A 17,605-nucleotide genomic window follows, 5' to 3' on the forward strand; every position below is an offset into this window, starting at 1 on the left:
TCAGGGGCGCGGCGTGGCGTCGGCGAACAGGCGTGCCAGGACGGCCTCGTAGACCCGCGAGAGGTCATCGAGGTCGGCGGCGCGGACGCGCTCGTTGACCTTGTGGATGGTGGCGTTGACCGGGCCGAGCTCGACCACCTGGGTGCCCAGGGTGGCGATGAAGCGGCCGTCCGAGGTGCCCCCGGCGGTGGAGAGCTCGGGCCGCCGGCCGAGCACGTCCTCCACGCCGCCCAGGGCGGCCTCCACCAGTGCGCCTTCGGCGGTCAGGAAGGGTTCGCCGTTGAGGGTCCAGTCGATATGGAAGTCCAGGTCATGGGCGGCGAGGATGGCCTCGGTGCGGCTTCGCAGCGTCTCGTGGCTGAGCTCGGTGGAATAGCGGAAGTTGAACACCACTTCCACATCGCCGGGAATCACGTTGGTGGCGCCGGTGCCCGAGCGCAGGTTGGAGATCTGGAAGCTGGTGGCCGGGAAGAACGCGTTGCCGCCGTCCCAGTGTTCACGGACCAGCGCGTCCAGGGCGGGGGCGACCTGGTGGATGGGGTTGCGCGCCAGATGGGGGTAGGCCACATGGCCCTGGATGCCCTTGACGTGCAGCACGCCGCCCAGCGAGCCACGGCGGCCATTCTTGATCACGTCGCCGAGTGCCTCGGTGGAGGAGGGCTCGCCGACGATGCAGTAGTCCAGGCGGTCATGGGCCTCGCGCAGGTGCTCGACCACCGCGCGGGTGCCATCGACCGCCGGGCCCTCCTCGTCGGAGGTGATCAAAAAGGCGATGCGTCCCGGATGGTCGGGGTGGGCGGCCACGAAGCGCTCCACCGCGGTGAGCATGGCGGCCAGGCTGCCCTTCATGTCCGCGGCGCCGCGGCCGCAGAGCATGCCTGTCTCGTCGATGCAGGGCTCGAAAGGGGGGTATTCCCAGTGCACATGGGGGCCGCTGGGCACCACGTCGGTATGACCGGCGAAGGCCAGCACCGGGCCATGGTGGCCATGGACGGCCCAGAAGTTCTCGACGTCGCCGAAGGGCAGGCGCTCCACCTGGAAGCCGAGGCGTTCGAGGCGCTCGATCATCAGCGCCTGGCATCCCAGGTCGTCGGGGGTGACCGACGGGCGGCGCATGAGCTCCATGGCGAGCTCGAGTGTCGGGGACAGGGTGTTAGCGGTCTCGGGTGAGGTCATGCAGGGGTCCGGCAGGCCGGTCCCCGGCGCCCGCGGGCGCCGGGAACGGGGCTCAGTTGTTGGCGTGCAGCGCTTCGTTCAGGGCGATGGCGCTCTTGTTGGTCAGGCACTCGATGCGGCCGTTCTGGGAGTTGCGGCGCAGCAGCAGGTCGTCCTGGCCGGCCAGCTCCCGGGCCGCCACGGTATCGGCGACCTGGCCCTGGTCGTCGAGTACCGTGACCTTGGCCCCGGCGGTGATGTAGAGGCCGGCCTCCACGGTGCAGCGATCCCCCAGCGGAATGCCGATGCCGGCGTTGGCGCCGATCAGGCAGCCCTCGCCGACCTTGATGACGATATTGCCGCCACCGGAGAGCGTGCCCATGGTGGAGCAGCCGCCACCCAGGTCGGAGCCCTTGCCGACCATGACGCCGGCGGAGATGCGGCCCTCGATCATGCCCGGGCCCTCGGTGCCGGCATTGAAGTTGACGAAGCCCTCGTGCATCACGGTGGTACCCTCGCCGAGGTGGGCGCCCAGGCGGACCCGGGCGGTGTCGCCGATGCGCACGCCGGTCGGTACCACGTAGTCGGTCATCTTGGGGAACTTGTCGATACAGTCCACCGACAGGGGGCGACCCGCCAGGCGGGCCTTGAGGCGCCGCGCCGGCAGCTCCTCGATGTCGATCGGCCCCTCGCTGGTCCAGGCGATATTGCGCAGCAGGCCGAACATGCCGGTCAGGTCGACACCGTGGGGCTTGACCAGGCGGTGGGACAGCAGGTGCAGCTTGAGATAGACCTCGGGGGCGCTCTGCGGCGGCAGGTCCTCGACGAGGAAGGTGGCCACCAGGGGGCGCTGGCTCGCGGCCAGGGATTCGGCGAGCTCGGCCTGGGCCTCGTGGCCGGCAGCCTTTAGGGCGGCGGCCAGCTCGGCGCACTTCTCCGGCAGGAAGCTTACCGCGGCATTGCCGTCGGGAGCGTCGAGGACCTTGGCGGCGGCCTCGACCAGGCTGGCGTCGGGGGCGAGCAGCGGCGCGGGGTAGTAGATCTCCAGCCAGTCGCCCTGGGTGTTCTGGGAGCCGATTCCGAGTGCAAAGCTGAGCATGGTGGTGTGTCCTCTCGCGTAATGGGGAAGGTCGGGCCCGATGGGCCGCCTAAAGGGTGTCGTAGTCGCCGTCGCGGTAGCCAACCAGGATAGCCTCGCCGGTGTCCAGCAGCGGGCGCTTGAGCAGGGTGGGGTGGGCGAGCATCAGCTCCCGGGCCCGGTTGGCATCGGCATTCGTCCTGTCGGCCTCGTCGAGGTTGCGCCAGGTGGTGCTGCGCTTGTTGAGCAGGGTCATCACCGGCACCTGCTCGAGGAAGTGCTCGAGCAGCGCCGCGGACAGGCCGTCGTCGCGCAGGTCGTGGGTCTGGAAGGGTAGCCCCCTGGCCTCCAGGTCCTTGCGGGCGCGGCGGCAGGTATCGCAGCTCTTGATCACGAACAGCGTCATCATGGGGTGGCTCTCCCGTCGGGTGTCATCCGGTTCGTTCGACCTGGCGGCGCAGGCGCCGGGCCGCTTCGGTGGTGGCTTCCAGCTCGTCGACCAGCGCCAGGCGGACCCGGCCGGCACCGGGGTTCACGCCGCCGTCCCCGGGGCGCCCCATGTAGCTGCCCGGCAGCACGCTGACATGCTGCTGGGCATAGAGGTCACGGGCGAAGGCCGCGTCGTCCCCACCGGGCACCGCCGGCCACAGGTAGAAGCTCGCCTCGGGAGCGGGAAAGTCCAGCACCGGGGCGAGCAGCTCGGTCACGGCGGCAAACTTCTCACGGTAGGCGTCCCGGTTGGCCCGCACATGGGCCTCGTCCTGCCAGGCGGCAATGGAGGCATGCTGCAGCGGCAGGGACATGGCGCAGCCGTGGTAGGTGCGATAGCGCCGGAAGGCCGCGATCAGCTCGGCGTCGCCGGCCACGAACCCGGAGCGCAGCCCAGGCAGGTTGGAGCGCTTGGACAGCGAGTGGAAGACCAGGCAGCGCCGGTAGTCATGGCGGCCCAGTGCGGCACAGGCCTCGAGCAGGCCGGGGGGCAGGGCGGTCTCGTCCAGGTAGAGCTCCGAGTAGCACTCGTCGGCGGCGACGATGAAGTCGTGTTCATCCGCCAAGCGAATCAATTGCTGGAGCTCGTCGATCGGCGTCACCGCCCCGGTGGGATTGCCCGGCGAACAGACGAAGACAATCTGCACGTCGCGCCAGGTCTCGGCGGGGACCGCCTCCAGGTCGGGGCGGAAGCCGTGCTCGGCGCGGCAGTCCAGGTAGAGCGGCGTGCCGCCGGCAAGCAGCGTCGCCCCCTCGTAGATCTGGTAGAAGGGGTTGGGCACCGCCACGCGCGCCGGCCGGGTGCGGTCCAGGGCGGCCTGGACGAAGGCGAAGATCGCTTCCCGTGTGCCGTTGACCGGCAGCACCTGGCGCTCGGCGTCGAGCTCCGCCAGGGCGAAGCGGCGCCGCGCCCAGGCGGCGATGGCGCCACGCAGCTCGGGCGTACCCGCCGTGGCGGGATAGCGCGCCATCTCGCCGAGGTGGGCTGACAGCGCCTCCAGAGCCGCGGCGAAGGGAGCGTGACGCGGCTCGCCGATGGTCAGCGGGATGTGGGCGAGCCCGGCCGGCGGCGTCACGCCGGCCTTGAGCGCGGCGAGCTTCTCGAAGGGATAAGGCTGGAGAGCGTCGAGATCGGGGTTCATGGGTGTCCAGTGTGTGCCGTGATCGGCGTCGTTATGATATTTCGTGGCAAGACGCCGATTATAGGGAACCCCCGGTGAGGCCTCAAACGAGGGGCTCAGCCGGTGACGCTGAGGACCTCGATCAGTCGCTCGCGCAGCTGCTGCTGGCGGTCCGGGTCGGTGAGCGGACGCCCGGCCTTGTCGGTGATGAAGAAGACGTCCTCGACCCGCTCGCCGAGGGTGGCGATCTTGGCCGCCGAGAGCGCGATGTCCTGTTCCATGAAGATGCGCCCGACCCGCGCCAGCAGGCCCGGTCGGTCGGGAGCGGTGAGCTCCAGCATGGTTCGTCCGCCTGCCGTGTCCTGCTCGATGGCCACCTCGGTGGGAACCCGGAAATGCTTGAGCTGGCGCGGGGTGTGGCGGGTGACGATCTGCGGGTAGTCGTCAGGGTCGTCGAGCTCCTCCACCAGGTGGCGGCGGATCTCCTCCAGGCGTCCCGGCTCGCGGATGGCCCGGCCGTGATCGTCGAGCACGATGAAGGTATTGAGGGTCCAGTCGTTACTGGAGGTGGCGATGCGCGCGTCGTGGATCGACAGGCCCAGCTGCTCCATGGCCGCCGCGGTGGCGGCGAACAGGTCCTCCACCGAGCGGGTGTGGATGAACACCTTGGTGCCACCCTCGGCCATGTCGTCGGTGGGGGCGTTGAGCAGGATCAACGGCAGGGAGCTGCCGTCATGGGCGAGGATGCCCTGGGTCTGCCAGGCGATCTCGCTGGGCGCGTACTGCAGGAAGTAGTCCTCGCCCAACGACTCCCACAGCCGGTCGACCTTGGCCATGTCGGCGCCCACCGTGGCCAGCAGTGAGTGAGCCTCGCCCCGGGTCTCGCGCACCGAGTCGTCGCGCTCCAGGGGGTTCTCGAGGCCTCGGCGCAGGGCGCGCTTGGTCTCGCCGTGGAGCTGACGCAGCAGCGAGGCGCGCCAGCCGTTCCACAGCGTTGGGTTGGTAGCGTTGATGTCGGCCACGGTCAGTACGTAGAGGTAATCGAGGCGGGTCTCGTCGCCCACCGTGCGCGCGAACTCGCTGATCACCTCCGGGTCGCTGATGTCGCGCTTCTGGGCGACCATGGACATCAGCAGGTGGTGTTCCACCAGCCAGGCCACCAGCCGGGTGTCGCGCTGCGACAGCTCGTGGCGGCGGGCGAAGTCCTCGACATCCCGCGCCCCGATCAGCGAGTGGTCGCCGCCGCGGCCCTTGCCGATGTCATGGAAGAGGCCGGCGATCCACAGCAGGTCCAGCTTGGGCAGCTGGTGGATCAGTGAGGCGGCCACCGGAAAGGCCTCGCGGGCCTCGGGCTTGCGGAAGCCATGGATGCACTTGAGCAGGCGCAGGGTGTGGGCGTCCACGGTGTAGATGTGGAAGAGGTCGTGCTGCATCAGGCCGACGGCCTGGCCAAAGACCGGCAGGTACTTGCCCAGTACCCCGTAGCGGTTCATGCGCCGCAACTGGCGGGCGACGTTGCCGCCGGAGCGCAGCAGGGCCATGAACAGCCGCTGGTGGCGTGGGTCGTCGCGGTAGAGGTCGTCGATCAGGTGGCGATGGTCGCGGATCAGGCGGATGGTGTCGGCGCGGACCCCCTCGACCTCCGGGTGTTCCGCCATCAGCAGGAAGAGCTCCAGCAGCGCTGAGGGCGACTCGCGGAATACCGCCCGGGAGCGGGCCTGGATATAGCCCCCCTTGATCTCGAAGCGCTCGTTGAGCGGCACCCGCTGCAGGGCCTCGCCACCGCGCAGGATGACCTCGTCGAAGTGCTGCAGCAGCATGTCGTTGAGGCCGGCCAGGGCGGTGACATGGCGGTAGTAGCGCTTCATGAACTGTTCGACGGCCAGGCGTTCCGGTGTGTCGTGGTAGCCGAACAGTTCGGCGATGGTGGCCTGGTGGTCGAACAGCAGGCGATCCTCGGCGCGGCCGGTGAGCATGTGCAGGGCGTAGCGGACCTGCCACAGGAAGGCCTGGCCCTGGCTTAGGATGCGCAGCTCGGCGTCGTTCATGAAGCCGTTGGCGACGATGTCCTCGTAACGCTGGGTGTCGAAATGCCGCTTGGCCACCCAGCCGATCATCTGGATGTCGCGCAGCCCGCCCGGTGAGCTCTTGATGTTGGGTTCGAGGTGGTACTCGGAGTTGTTGAAGCGGTAATGGCGGGCGATCTGCTCCTGCCACTTGGCTTCGAAGAAGTGATCCGCCGGCCACAGCCGCTGCGGGCCGATGCGGGCCTGCATGGCCTCGCGCAGGGCTGCGGGGCCGGCCAGGGTGCGCGACTCGATGAGGTTGGTGATCACCGTGACGTCGGCGGCCGCTTCCCGCTCGCAGTCGGTGAGTGAGCGCACGCTGTGGCCGATCTCCAGGCCGATGTCCCAGAGAAAGGTGATGAAGGCGCTGAGCGGTTCCCGGTAGGGCGAGTCGTCATCGTGCTCGAGCAGCAGCAGCAGGTCGACGTCGGAGTGCGGGTGCAGCTCGCCGCGACCATAGCCGCCCACCGCCAGCAGGGCGACTCCGTCGTCAGGCCAGTCATGCTGCTGCCAGGCGATGGTCAGCAGCTGGTCCAGGCACCAGGCCCGGCCGTGTACCAGGTCGCGGATGTCGGCGCCGGCGCGGAAGCGTTCGTCGAGCCGGGCCTGGATCTCGGCCAGCGCCGCCTTGAACGGCGCGATGGGCGAGCGGCTACCGGTCAGCTCGGTTCGGAACGCCTCGACGTCGAACAGTGCCGGGTCCGGCACGAAGCGGTAATGGTGCAGGAGCATGGTGGTCGACTCAGCGGTCGAGGAAGGAGAGGTCTTCGTCGCTGCGCGCGGTGAGCACCTCCACCCCGTTGGCGGTGACCAGCAGGGTGTGCTCCCACTGGGCGGAGAGGCCCTTGTCCTTGGTCACGGCGGTCCAGCCATCGCGCAGCACCTTGGTGCGATGGTCGCCGACGTTGATCATCGGCTCGATGGTGAAGCACATGCCTGCTTCGAGGGCGATGTCGGCTTCCGGGGCGTAGCCGTCATAGTGCAGTACCTGGGGATCCTCGTGGAAGCCTGTGCCGATGCCGTGGCCGCAGAAGTCGCGTACCACCGAGTAGCCACTGGTCTCGGCGTGCTGCTGGATGGCTCGGGCCAGCTCCGAGAGGTGCACGCCGGGGCGGACCAGGGCGATGCTCCGGTAGAGGCACTCCTGGGTCACGCGGCACAGACGCTCTCCCTGGATGGTTTCGCCGACGATGAACATCACGCTGGAGTCGCCATGGTAGCCGTCGGCGGTCTTCACCGTGACGTCCAGGTTCATGATGTCGCCTTTCTTGAGCTTCTTGCCGCTATCGGGGATGCCGTGGCACACCACGTGATTGATCGACGTGCAGACCGACTTGGGAAAGCCGTGGTAATTCAGCGGGGCGGGGGTCGAGCCCAGTTCGTCGACGATGTAGTCGTGGCAGAGGCGATCGAGCTCGCCGGTGCTGACGCCGGCCTGCACATGGGGGGCGATCATTTCCAGCACGCTGGCGGCCTGACGGCCCGCCTCGCGCATCTTCTCGATCTCGTCGGGCGTCTTGATGGGTACGTTCATGGAGTCTCGGATTCAGGGGTGGTGTCGCCGGAAACGGCAGGGATGGGCGTCGGGCGACTTCATCTCGAAGGTGATCCATGGTATAAAGCTGCGCGCTTTCCTGCAATCGCCGTTACCGTTCCCGCTCCGGGCGGCCGGTGGTGGTGCTTTCGGAAAGCGTCAATGCTAACGCAACGCCTTGAAAACACACATGCACCGTCACATGGTCCCGGGTGCTGTCGGCACGTCCGGCGGTCGGATCCATGGGGTGCGTGGAGGCCTAACCCGATTTTCCAGGAGTCATCCATGGCACACGTCAATATGCGTGACCTGCTGAAGGCAGGCGCTCACTTCGGTCACCAGACCCGCTACTGGAACCCGAAGATGAGCAAGTTCATCTTCGGCGCCCGTAACAAGATTCACATCATCAACCTCGAGCATACCCTTCCGGCCCTCAACGAGGCCATCGATGTGGTCGAGAAGATGGCGGCCGCGAACAACAAGATCCTGTTCGTGGGGACCAAGCGCAGCGCCAGCAAGATCGTCAAGGAAGAGGCCAACCGCGTCGGCCAGCCCTTCGTCAATCATCGTTGGCTCGGCGGCATGCTGACCAACTACAAGACCATCCGCGTGTCCATCAAGCGCCTGGGTGAGCTCGAGGCGATGCATCAGGACGGCACCTTCGACAAGCTGACCAAGAAGGAAGTGCTGATGGCGACCCGCGAGCAGGACAAGCTCGAGCGGTCCGTGGGCGGCATCAAGGACATGGGCGGCCTGCCCGATGCGCTGTTCGTGATCGACGTCGACCACGAGCGCATCGCCATCAACGAGGCGAACAAGCTGGGCATCCCGGTCATCGGCGTGGTGGATACCAATTCCGATCCGGACGGCGTCGACTACGTGATCCCGGGCAACGATGACTCCATCCGCGCCATCCAGATCTACGTCAAGGCCGTTGCCGACGCCTGCGCTCGCGCTAAGGAAGGTCGTCCCGACGAGTTCGTCGAGGTCACCGAAGAGAACGAAAGCGACGCCGCCGCCGAGTGATCGTCGGCCCGTCCGGGAGGGGGGCCGTGCCGCTCCCTGGCGGTGGCCGGTCGCCGGACCGGCATAAGGGGGCCCCGGCCCCCTTCTTGCTCCCCCGGGGCGGGTAAGGATTCGCCGGGCCGCGGCCCGGCCCCAATATTCCAGGTCGAACCATTCAGAGGTAACTACCATGGCAGCTATCAGCGCCTCCCAGGTCAAGGAACTGCGTGAGCGTACCGGGCTCGGCATGATGGAGTGCAAGAAGGCACTCACCGAAGCCGGTGGCGACATCGAGACCGCCATCGAGAACCTGCGCAAGAACTCTGGCCTCAAGGCCGCCAAGAAGGCTGGCCGCACCGCCGCCGAGGGCGCCGTCGTCACTCGCGTCGCCGAGGACGGCAGCTACGGCGTGATGGTCGAGATCAACTCCGAGACCGACTTCGTCGCCCGTGACGACAACTTCAAGGCCTTCGCCGACCAGGTCGCCGATGCCTTCTTCGCCGCCAAGAGCGAAGACGTCGCCGCCATCATGGAAGGCGAGCTGGAATCTGCCCGCGAGCAGCTGGTGCAGAAGATCGGCGAGAACATCGGCGTGCGTCGCAGCATCGTCGTCGAGGCGCCGGAAGGCGCGCGCGTGGGCGAATACGTCCACGGTGGCCGCATCGGCGTGCTGACCGTACTCAAGGGTGCCACCGCCGAGGCCGCCAAGGACGTCGCCATGCACGTCGCCGCCATCAACCCGGCCGTCGCGCGTCCCGAGGACATGCCCCAGGACAAGCTGGACGCCGAGAAGGCGATCATCCTGGCCCAGCCGGACATGGCCGGCAAGCCCGAGCAGATCGCCGAAAAGATGGTGCAGGGCCGCCTGAAGAAGTACCTGGCCGAGAACAGCCTGACCGAGCAGGCCTTCGTCAAGAATCCGGACCAGACCGTCGCCGAGTTCGTCAAGGCCGCCGGCGGCGAAGTGATCGGCTTCACCCGCTTCGAAGTGGGCGAGGGCATCGAGAAGGAAGAGGTCGACTTCGCTCAGGAAGTGATGGAACAGGCCAAGCGCAGCTGAGGTCCCAGGTTCCAGTGTGAAGATGGCGTGCGCGAGAGCGCACGCCTTCGCGTATCCGGCCGGTGCATCCGGCCACCCCACGTCCCATTCGTCGAGTTCCCGGGAGACACACCATGAGCAGTGCCGAGCACGCCGCCCCCCTCAAGTCAGACAAGTCCCGCGCCGAGGTGTCGAAGTACAAGCGCATCCTGCTCAAGCTCTCCGGTGAGGCCCTGACCGGGGATGCCGAGTTCGGTATCGACCCCAAGGTGCTGGACCGCATGGCGCTGGAGATCGGTCAGCTGGTCGGCATCGGTGTGCAGGTCGGGATCGTGGTCGGCGGCGGCAACCTGTTTCGCGGGGCTGCCCTGCACGAGGCCGGCATGGAGCGGGTCACCGGTGACCACATGGGCATGCTGGCCACGGTGATGAATGCCCTGGCCATGCGCGATGCCCTGGAGCGCTCCAACATCCGCTCGCGGGTGATGTCGGCGATCCCGATGAGTGGCGTGGTGGAGCACTACGATCGCCGCACCGCCATCCGTTACCTGACCTCCGGGGACGTGGTGCTGTTCTCCGCCGGCACCGGCAACCCCTTCTTCACCACCGACTCGGCGGCCTGCCTGCGCGGCATCGAGATCGATGCCGACGTGGTGGTCAAGGCCACCAAGGTGGACGGGGTCTACGACAAGGACCCGGTCAAGCACGCCGATGCGGTCAAGTACGAGCAGCTGTCCTATGATGATGCGCTCGACCAGAAACTCGGCGTCATGGATTTGACCGCCATCTGCCTGGTGCGGGACCATGACATGCCGGTTCGCGTGTTCAACATGAACAAGCCTGGCGCACTGCTGAACCTGGTGGTGGGCGGCAGGGAAGGCACGCTGATTGATAGAGGGTGAGACAGTGATTGACGACATCAAGAAGGATGCGGAAAGCCGCATGAAGAAGAGCCTCGAGTCTCTTCACCAGAACTTCAACAAGATCCGCACCGGCCGGGCGCACTCCAGCATCCTGGATTCGGTGACCGTGGACTACTATGGCGGCCAGGTGCCGATCAACCAGGTGGCCTCGATCAACGTCGAGGATGCGCGGACCCTGTCGGTGGTGCCCTGGGAGCAGAGCATGGTGCCCAAGGTGGAGAAGGCCATCATGACCGCCGAACTGGGCCTCAACCCGGCCAGCGCCGGCACTGTGATCCGGGTGCCGATGCCGATGCTCACCGAGGAGACCCGCAAGGGCTACATCAAGCAGGCGCGTGGCGAGGCCGAGAATGCCCGCGTGGCGGTACGCAACGTACGCCGCGACGCCAACGGTGACATCAAGTCGCTGCTCAAGCAGAAGGAAATCACCGAGGACGAGCAGCACCAGGCAGAGGACGCCATCCAGAAGCTCACCGACAAGTACATCGGCGAGATCGACAAGACCCTGGAATCCAAGGAACACGACCTGATGCAGGTCTAGGGGCGGGCCGGCGGCATCGCGGGCGATGCCGCCGACCATCATGGAGTGATTCCGTCCCACCCGCCATGCGAGACACCATGACGTCACCGCAGTCTCCCCAGCCCCGTTCCGACGGGGAAACCCTGCCACGTCACGTGGCCATCATCATGGACGGCAACAATCGCTGGGCCAAGGCCCGGGGCATGTCCGGCGTGCGCGGTCACCATGCCGGCGTCGAGGCCGTCCGCGCGGTTATCCGGCGTGCCGCCGAGCGTGGCGTCGAGACGCTGACGCTGTTCGCCTTCTCCAGCGAGAACTGGAAGCGCCCGGCCGCCGAGGTGAACGCCCTGATGGAGCTCTTCCTGATGGCGCTCAAGCGCGAGGTCAAGAAGCTGCACCAGCACGATATCCGCCTCTCCGTGATCGGCGATCGCGAGGGGTTCTCGGCCTCGATCCAGAAGTACATCGCCCAGGCCGAGGCACTGACCGGCGACAACCGTGGCCTGCACCTGGTGATCGCCGCCAACTATGGCGGCCGCTGGGATATCGCCCAGGCCGCCCGACGCCTGGCGGAGCGCGTCGCGGCCGACGAGCTTGCCCCCGCGGCCATCGACGAAGCCGCCCTGGACGAGGAGCTCAGCCTTGCCGGCGACGCCCCGGTGGACCTGTGCATCCGCACCAGCGGCGAGCGGCGCATCTCCAACTTCCTGCTCTGGCAGATGGCCTATGCTGAGCTCTACTTCACGCCGACCCTGTGGCCCGACTTCGGGGCGGAGGCCTTCGACGAGGCCCTGGCCGACTTTGTCGGGCGCAAGCGTCGCTTCGGGATGACCGACGAGCAGATCGAGGCCCGGGGTGCTTAAGCAACGTATCCTGACCGCCGCCTGGCTGGCGCCGCTGGCGCTGGCCGGGCTGTTCGGCCTGTCCGGCGCGGCCTTTGCCGCCTTCACCGCGGGGGTCGTGCTGCTGGCGGCCTGGGAGTGGGCCAACCTGGCCGGACTGAGCGCGGGCGCACGGCGCCTGGCACCGGTCGCCGGGCTGGCCCTGCTGATGGCGGGGCTGCACGCCGCCGGCATGACTCTCTCCTCCTGGCTGCTCTGGCTGGCGGTCCCCGGCTGGCTGGTCAATCTCTACTGGGTCGTCGGCTATCCCGAGCGTGCCGGTCAGTGGCACGGCACCGGGATGCGGCTGGCCATGGGGTTGTGGGTGCTGCTGCCCACCTGGGTCGGTTTCAACGTGCTGCGCGAGGCCGGGGCGGCCTGGCTGCTGTTCGTGCTGCTGCTGGTATGGGGCGCCGATATCGGCGCCTACTTCGTCGGCCGGGCCCTGGGGCGGCGCAAGCTGGCTCCGCGGGTCAGCCCCGGCAAGACCTGGGAAGGCGTCGCTGGCGGCGTCGCCGTGACCGCCCTGCTGGCGGTGGCCTTCGCCGCCTGGCAGGGCCTCGGCCTGGCCATGGGCCTGGTGCTGCTGGCGGCCACGGTGGTGGTGACCCTGGCCTCGGTGGTCGGCGACCTGCTCGAGAGCATGCTCAAGCGCCATCGCGGCCTCAAGGATTCCAGCCACCTGCTGCCCGGGCATGGCGGGGTACTGGATCGCGTCGACAGCCTCACCGCCGCGGTGCCGCTGTTTGCGCTGGTGCAGGCGGGAGTGCTATGACCATGAGCGATGCCGTGCCGCGCCGCGTCAGCGTGCTGGGCGCCACCGGCTCCATCGGCACCAGCACCCTGGACGTGATCGCCCGTCATCCCGGCCGCTACCGGGTCCATGCGCTGACCGCCCACCGCTCCCGGGAGGCCCTGCTGGCGCTGTGCCGGGTCCATGCGCCGGCCCTGGCGGTGCTCGACCGGGAGGTCGATGCGGCCTGGCTGCGCGAGCGGCTCCACGAGGCGGGGCTGGCGACCGAGGTGCGCTGCGGCCCCGAGGCGCTGGTCGAGGTCAGCGAGGCGCCCGAGGTCGACGTCGTCATGGCGGCGATCGTCGGGGCCGCGGGCTTGCTGCCGACGCTTGCCTCGGTGCGGGCCGGGAAGCGAGTGCTGCTGGCCAACAAGGAGGCCCTGGTGATGTCCGGGGCGCTGTTCATGGAGGCCGTGGGCCGCTCGGGGGCGACCCTGCTGCCCATCGATTCCGAACATAATGCCATCTACCAGTGTCTACCCGTCGAGCATCGCGGCGGGCTCGCCCGCCACGGCGTGACCCAGCTGCTGCTGACCGCTTCCGGCGGCCCCTTCCGCGGCTGGACGGCGGGCGACCTGGCGGCGGTGACCCCGGCACAGGCTTGCGCCCACCCCAACTGGACGATGGGCCGCAAGATCTCGGTGGACAGCGCCACCCTGATGAACAAGGGGCTCGAGCTGATCGAGGCCTGCTGGCTGTTCGATGCACGACCCGACCAGGTCAAGGTGGTGGTGCATCCGCAGAGCGTGATCCATTCCATGGCCGCCTACAGCGATGGCTCGGTGCTGGCCCAGCTGGGCAACCCGGACATGCGCACCCCCATCGCCTATGGCCTGGCCTGGCCGGAGCGCATCGATGCCGGGGTGGCCGCCCTCGACCTGTTCGAGGTGGCCCGGCTGGATTTCGAGCCGCCGGACGAGGTCGCCTTTCCCTGCCTGCGTCTGGCCCGGGAGGCGATGGCCGAAGGCGGCACGGCGCCGGCGGTGCTCAATGCCGCCAACGAGGTGGCCGTCGAGGCCTTCCTCGCCGGCCGGCTGGGCTTCGCCGGCATCGGCGAGCTCGTGGCCCGGGTACGCGATGCCTGCCCGGTGGAGCCGGCCGGCGAGCTGGCGGGCATTCTCGATGCCGATGCCCGGGCCCGGAAGGAGGCTGTCGCCTGCCTGACGCGCCGCTGATGCATCCCCTGTCGCCATTCACGAGGAGACTGCCGTGGGCCTGATCCAGAACGTGCTGGCCGTGATCGTGGTTCTCGGCCTGTTGATCACCTTCCATGAATTCGGCCACTTCTGGGTCGCCCGGCGCTGCGGGGTGAAGGTGCTGCGCTTCTCGGTGGGCTTCGGCAAGCCGCTGTGGTCGCGCCATGACCGCCACGGCACCGAGTTCGCCGTGGCGGCGATCCCGCTGGGCGGCTACGTCAAGATGCTCGACGAGCGCGAGGGACCGGTCGACCCGGGCGAGCGACATCTCGCCTTCAACCAGAAGTCGGTCTGGTCGCGCATCGCCATCGTGGTGGCGGGGCCGCTGGCCAACTTCCTGCTGGCCCTGGTCGCCTACTGGGCGCTGTTCGTCGCCGGCATCTCCACGGTGGTGCCGGTGATCGGCGAGGTGACGCCCGACTCGCCGGCGGCGCGGGGCGGCCTCGCCGCCGGCCAGGAGATCACCGCCGTCCAGGGCGAGGCGGTGCGCTCCTGGGAGGAGATCAACCTCAAGCTGGTGGCGGCCATCGGCGCCAGCGGCGAGCTGACCCTGAGCGCCCGGGACGAGAACGCGACCCGCGCCCGGGAGCATCGCCTGCCGGTGCAGGACTGGCTGGTGCGCCAGGATCCGCCGCAGCCCCTGGCGAGCCTCGGCATCACGCCCTGGCGCCCGCCCATGCCCGCGGTGCTCAGCCAGGTGGCCGAGGGCGAGGCCGCCGCGGCGGCCGGGCTCGCCCCCGGCGACGAGGTGCTGGCGGTGGACGGCACCGCGGTGGAGGACTGGTCGCACTTCGTTACCCTGGTGCGGGCCCGTCCCGGCGAGCGGCTGTCCCTGCTGGTGGCCCGCGACGGCGAGACCCGCGAGGTGACCCTCACTCCCCGGGCCAACACCCTTCAGGACGGCACCACCATCGGCTACATCGGGGCCGGGGTCGAGCCGGTCTCCTGGCCCGAGGCCTATCGTCGCGAGATCCGCTACGGGCCCCTGGCCGCCATGGGCCAGGCCGTCTCCCGCACCGGCGAGATGACCGTGCTGACCCTCGACGCCATCCGCAAGATGGTCGTCGGGCTGATCTCACCCTCCAATCTTTCCGGGCCCATTACCATCGCCCGCATCGCCGGCGACTCGGCACGCTCCGGCCTCGAGAGCTTCGTCAGCTTCCTGGCCTATCTGTCGATCAGCCTGGGGGTGCTCAACCTGCTGCCGATCCCGGTCCTCGACGGCGGGCACCTGCTCTATTACCTGGTCGAGGCGGCGCGTGGCCGGCCGGTCTCGGAGCGCGCCCAGGCCCTGGGCCTGCGCATCGGCCTGGCCCTGGTCGGGACCCTGATGCTGATGGCGCTGTATTTCGACCTGATGCGGCTCTGGTAGCCGGGCCTCGGCTTGTCAGTTACCCGTGCAAATGTATAAGGTGCCTGTCTGGACAGGACGGCAGATCAACGCGAGCGAATCGACTGCATGAAGATCAAGACCATCGGACTGGCGGCGCTGCTGCTTGCCAGTGCCAGTACGGCACAGGCAGAACCCTTCGACGTAACGGACATACGAGTGGAAGGCTTGCAGCGGGTCTCGGCGGCCTCCGTGTTCAATGCCTTTCCTGTCAGCGCCCGTGACCGGGTCGACGATCGTGAACTGGCCGCCGCAGCGCGCCAGCTGTTCGACACCGGCCTGTTCGAGGACATCCGCCTGTCCCGGGAGGGGGGCGTGCTGATCATCGAGGTGGTCGAGCGACCGACCATCACCCGCCTCAATATCGAGGGTAACAGCCAGATCCCCGACGAGGACCTGCGGCAAGGGCTGCGCGAGGCCGGCCTCGACGAGGGCCAGGTGCTGCAGCTCTCTACCCTCGAGGAGATCGAGCGCGAGCTGTCCGGGCTCTACCAGTCCCAGGGCCGCTACAGTGCCAGCATCGATACCAAGGTCGAGGAACTCGGCGAGGGACGCGTCCAGGTCAATGTCGACATCGACGAGGGCGCGGTGGCCAAGATCCGCCAGATCAATATCGTCGGCAACGAGGACTTCGACGACGAGACTCTGCGTGACGTCTTCGATCTGGAGGACCGACCGGGCTGGTTCTTCGGCTGGTTCTCCAGCGACGAGTACTCCCGCCAGGCGCTGTCCGGCGACCTCGAGCGGTTGCGCTCCTTCTATCTCGATCGCGGCTACGTCAACTTCAATATCGACTCCACCCAGGTCTCCATCGGCCCGGACAAGTCGAAGATCTTCGTCACCGTCAACGTCACCGAGGGCGAGCGCTACCGTCTCGGCGACATCGCCTTCGCCGGTGACCTGCGCATCCCTGAGCGGGAGGCCCGGGAACTGCTCGAGGTGGAGCGCGGCGAGATCTTCTCGCGCAGCGACGTCACCGCCTCGTCCGAGGCGCTTCGCTCCCGGCTCGGCGCCGAGGGTTTCGCCTTCGCCAACGTTGACGGCATCCCCGAGGTCCGCCAGGGCAGCGATACCGTGGACCTGACCTTCCGGGTCGAGGCCGGGCGTCGCGCCTACGTGCGACGCATCGAGTTCGTCGGCAACACCACCACTCAGGACGAGGTGCTGCGCCGCGAGATGATCCAGATGGAGGGGGCGCCGGCCTCCACCGAGTCGATCAGCCAGTCCCGCCAGCGCCTCGAGCGCCTGGGCTTCTTCAAGCAGGTCGAGGTGCAGACCGAGCCGGTGCCCGGGGCGCCGGATCAGCTCGACGTGACCTATACCGTGGAGGAGCAGCCGTCCGGCTCGATCTCCGCGAGCATCGGCTTCTCCCAGAGCGCCGGCGTCATCTACGGGGCCTCGTTGTCACAGAACAACTTTCTCGGTACCGGCAACCGGGTGAATATCGGCGCCCAGCGCAGCGATACCTATACCAGCCTCAACTTCGGCTTCACCGATCCCTACTGGACCCTCGACGGCATCTCCCGCGGCTACAACCTCTTCTACCGCGAGACCGATTACGAGGACTCCGACATCTCCACCTACTCGACGGACGCCTTCGGCGGGGGCATCAACTTCGGCTACCCGATCAACGAGTTGACCCGCCTGAACTTCGGCGCCGACGTCGAAGACCTGACGATCGAGACCTACCGCGACACGTCTTCCGAGATCCAGCACTACGTCAACGAGCAGGGCGACAACGCCCAGTCGCTGAAGCTGACCGCCAGCTGGACGCGCAACGATCTCAATCGCGGCATCATGCCGACTGCCGGCAACTACCAGCGGCTCTCGCTGGAGACCGCGGTGCCCGGCAGCGACGCCGAGTACTACAAGCTGCGGGCGCGGGCCCGCCAGCTCTTCCCGTTCAACGAGGAGCAGACCTGGTCGCTGAAATTCAGCGGTGAGCTGGGCTACGCCGACAGCGTCGGCGATGATCCCTACCCCTTCTACGAGAACTTCTTCTCCGGGGGGCTCGGCTCGGTGCGCGGCTTCACCGGCAACACCCTGGGGCCCGCCACCACATCCCGCGCCGACGGCGACGACAAGACCCTGGGCGGGAACGTGCTGGTCGAGGGGAGTGCCGAGCTGATCTTCCCCATGCCCTTCGTCGAGGACAAGCGGTCGGTCCAGCCCTCGCTGTTCCTCGATGCCGGCAACACCTACCTGACCGAGTGCTATCCCGTGCTGGACGAGGATGCCGGCCGTTCCAGCTGCGAGTCGGGCGTGGACCTCGGCGAGCTGCGCTACAGCGTGGGGTTGGGAGTCTCCTGGCTGACGGCGGTGGGCCCGCTGACCTTCAGCATCGCCGAGCCGCTCAATTCCAAGGACGGTGACGACACCCAGTTCTTCCAGTTCTCGCTGGGCCAGACCTTCTGA

The 17,605-nt window shown here is 68.0% G+C and carries 15 protein-coding genes; 9 read left to right on the forward strand and 6 right to left on the reverse strand.

Features of this window, described 5'->3' with window-relative positions:
• The 6 genes from dapE to map form a co-directional block, all read right to left on the reverse strand.
• Positions 1-1,176 (reverse strand): succinyl-diaminopimelate desuccinylase, encoded by a 1,176-nt coding sequence (gene dapE, locus EKG36_RS10760; protein ID WP_126483904.1) that lies wholly within the window; start codon positions 1,174-1,176, stop codon positions 1-3.
• Positions 1,177-1,228: 52 nt separating this feature from the next.
• Positions 1,229-2,254, reverse strand: coding sequence for a 2,3,4,5-tetrahydropyridine-2,6-dicarboxylate N-succinyltransferase (gene dapD / locus EKG36_RS10765; RefSeq protein ID WP_126483906.1), 1,026 nt, complete (start codon positions 2,252-2,254; stop codon positions 1,229-1,231).
• Positions 2,255-2,303: 49 nt separating this feature from the next.
• A complete protein-coding gene (locus tag EKG36_RS10770; RefSeq protein WP_126483909.1) occupies positions 2,304-2,642 on the reverse strand; it encodes a Spx/MgsR family RNA polymerase-binding regulatory protein in 339 nt (112 codons plus the stop codon).
• 22 nt (positions 2,643-2,664) lie between these two features.
• The gene (dapC, locus tag EKG36_RS10775; RefSeq protein ID WP_126483911.1) at positions 2,665-3,864 is read right to left on the reverse strand and encodes a succinyldiaminopimelate transaminase; all 1,200 of its coding nucleotides are present in this window, start codon (positions 3,862-3,864) and stop codon (positions 2,665-2,667) included.
• Positions 3,865-3,959: 95 nt separating this feature from the next.
• A complete protein-coding gene (locus EKG36_RS10780; protein WP_126483913.1) occupies positions 3,960-6,641 on the reverse strand; it encodes a [protein-PII] uridylyltransferase in 2,682 nt (893 codons plus the stop codon).
• Positions 6,642-6,651: 10 nt separating this feature from the next.
• The gene (gene map, locus EKG36_RS10785) at positions 6,652-7,443 is read right to left on the reverse strand and encodes a type I methionyl aminopeptidase (protein WP_126483915.1); all 792 of its coding nucleotides are present in this window, start codon (positions 7,441-7,443) and stop codon (positions 6,652-6,654) included.
• Positions 7,444-7,728: 285 nt separating this feature from the next.
• On the opposite strand from map, the gene rpsB reads away from it, so the two are divergent.
• The 9 genes from rpsB to bamA all read left to right on the forward strand — a co-directional run bounded on the left by rpsB (position 7,729) and on the right by bamA (position 17,605).
• Positions 7,729-8,469: a 30S ribosomal protein S2 gene (rpsB, locus tag EKG36_RS10790; RefSeq protein ID WP_126483917.1), complete on the forward strand. Its 741-nt coding sequence runs from the start codon at positions 7,729-7,731 to the stop codon at positions 8,467-8,469.
• 169 nt (positions 8,470-8,638) lie between these two features.
• Positions 8,639-9,508, forward strand: coding sequence for a translation elongation factor Ts (gene tsf / locus EKG36_RS10795; RefSeq protein ID WP_126483919.1), 870 nt, complete (start codon positions 8,639-8,641; stop codon positions 9,506-9,508).
• A 113-nt stretch (positions 9,509-9,621) separates the two neighbouring features.
• The gene (gene pyrH / locus EKG36_RS10800) at positions 9,622-10,389 is read left to right on the forward strand and encodes a UMP kinase (protein ID WP_126483921.1); all 768 of its coding nucleotides are present in this window, start codon (positions 9,622-9,624) and stop codon (positions 10,387-10,389) included.
• Positions 10,390-10,393: 4 nt separating this feature from the next.
• Positions 10,394-10,951 (forward strand): ribosome recycling factor, encoded by a 558-nt coding sequence (gene frr / locus EKG36_RS10805; protein ID WP_126483923.1) that lies wholly within the window; start codon positions 10,394-10,396, stop codon positions 10,949-10,951.
• Between the two features lie 77 nt (positions 10,952-11,028).
• A complete protein-coding gene (gene uppS, locus EKG36_RS10810) occupies positions 11,029-11,793 on the forward strand; it encodes a polyprenyl diphosphate synthase (RefSeq protein WP_126483925.1) in 765 nt (254 codons plus the stop codon).
• Positions 11,786-12,586: a phosphatidate cytidylyltransferase gene (locus EKG36_RS10815; protein WP_126483927.1), complete on the forward strand. Its 801-nt coding sequence runs from the start codon at positions 11,786-11,788 to the stop codon at positions 12,584-12,586. Before uppS ends, EKG36_RS10815 begins: the two co-directional genes overlap by 8 nt.
• Before the next feature lie 2 nt (positions 12,587-12,588).
• The gene (gene ispC, locus EKG36_RS10820; RefSeq protein WP_126483929.1) at positions 12,589-13,779 is read left to right on the forward strand and encodes a 1-deoxy-D-xylulose-5-phosphate reductoisomerase; all 1,191 of its coding nucleotides are present in this window, start codon (positions 12,589-12,591) and stop codon (positions 13,777-13,779) included.
• Positions 13,780-13,813: 34 nt separating this feature from the next.
• Complete coding sequence (gene rseP, locus EKG36_RS10825) at positions 13,814-15,172, forward strand: sigma E protease regulator RseP (protein ID WP_126483931.1); 1,359 nt, start codon at positions 13,814-13,816, stop codon at positions 15,170-15,172.
• An 87-nt stretch (positions 15,173-15,259) separates the two neighbouring features.
• Positions 15,260-17,605 carry an outer membrane protein assembly factor BamA gene (gene bamA / locus EKG36_RS10830; RefSeq protein ID WP_185827537.1) on the forward strand — a complete coding sequence of 782 codons (2,346 nt, stop codon included), beginning with the start codon at positions 15,260-15,262 and terminating at the stop codon, positions 17,603-17,605.

This window comes from Halomonas nitroreducens, assembly GCF_003966155.1.
In the GTDB taxonomy this organism is placed as follows: Bacteria; Pseudomonadota; Gammaproteobacteria; order Pseudomonadales; family Halomonadaceae; genus Halomonas; species Halomonas nitroreducens.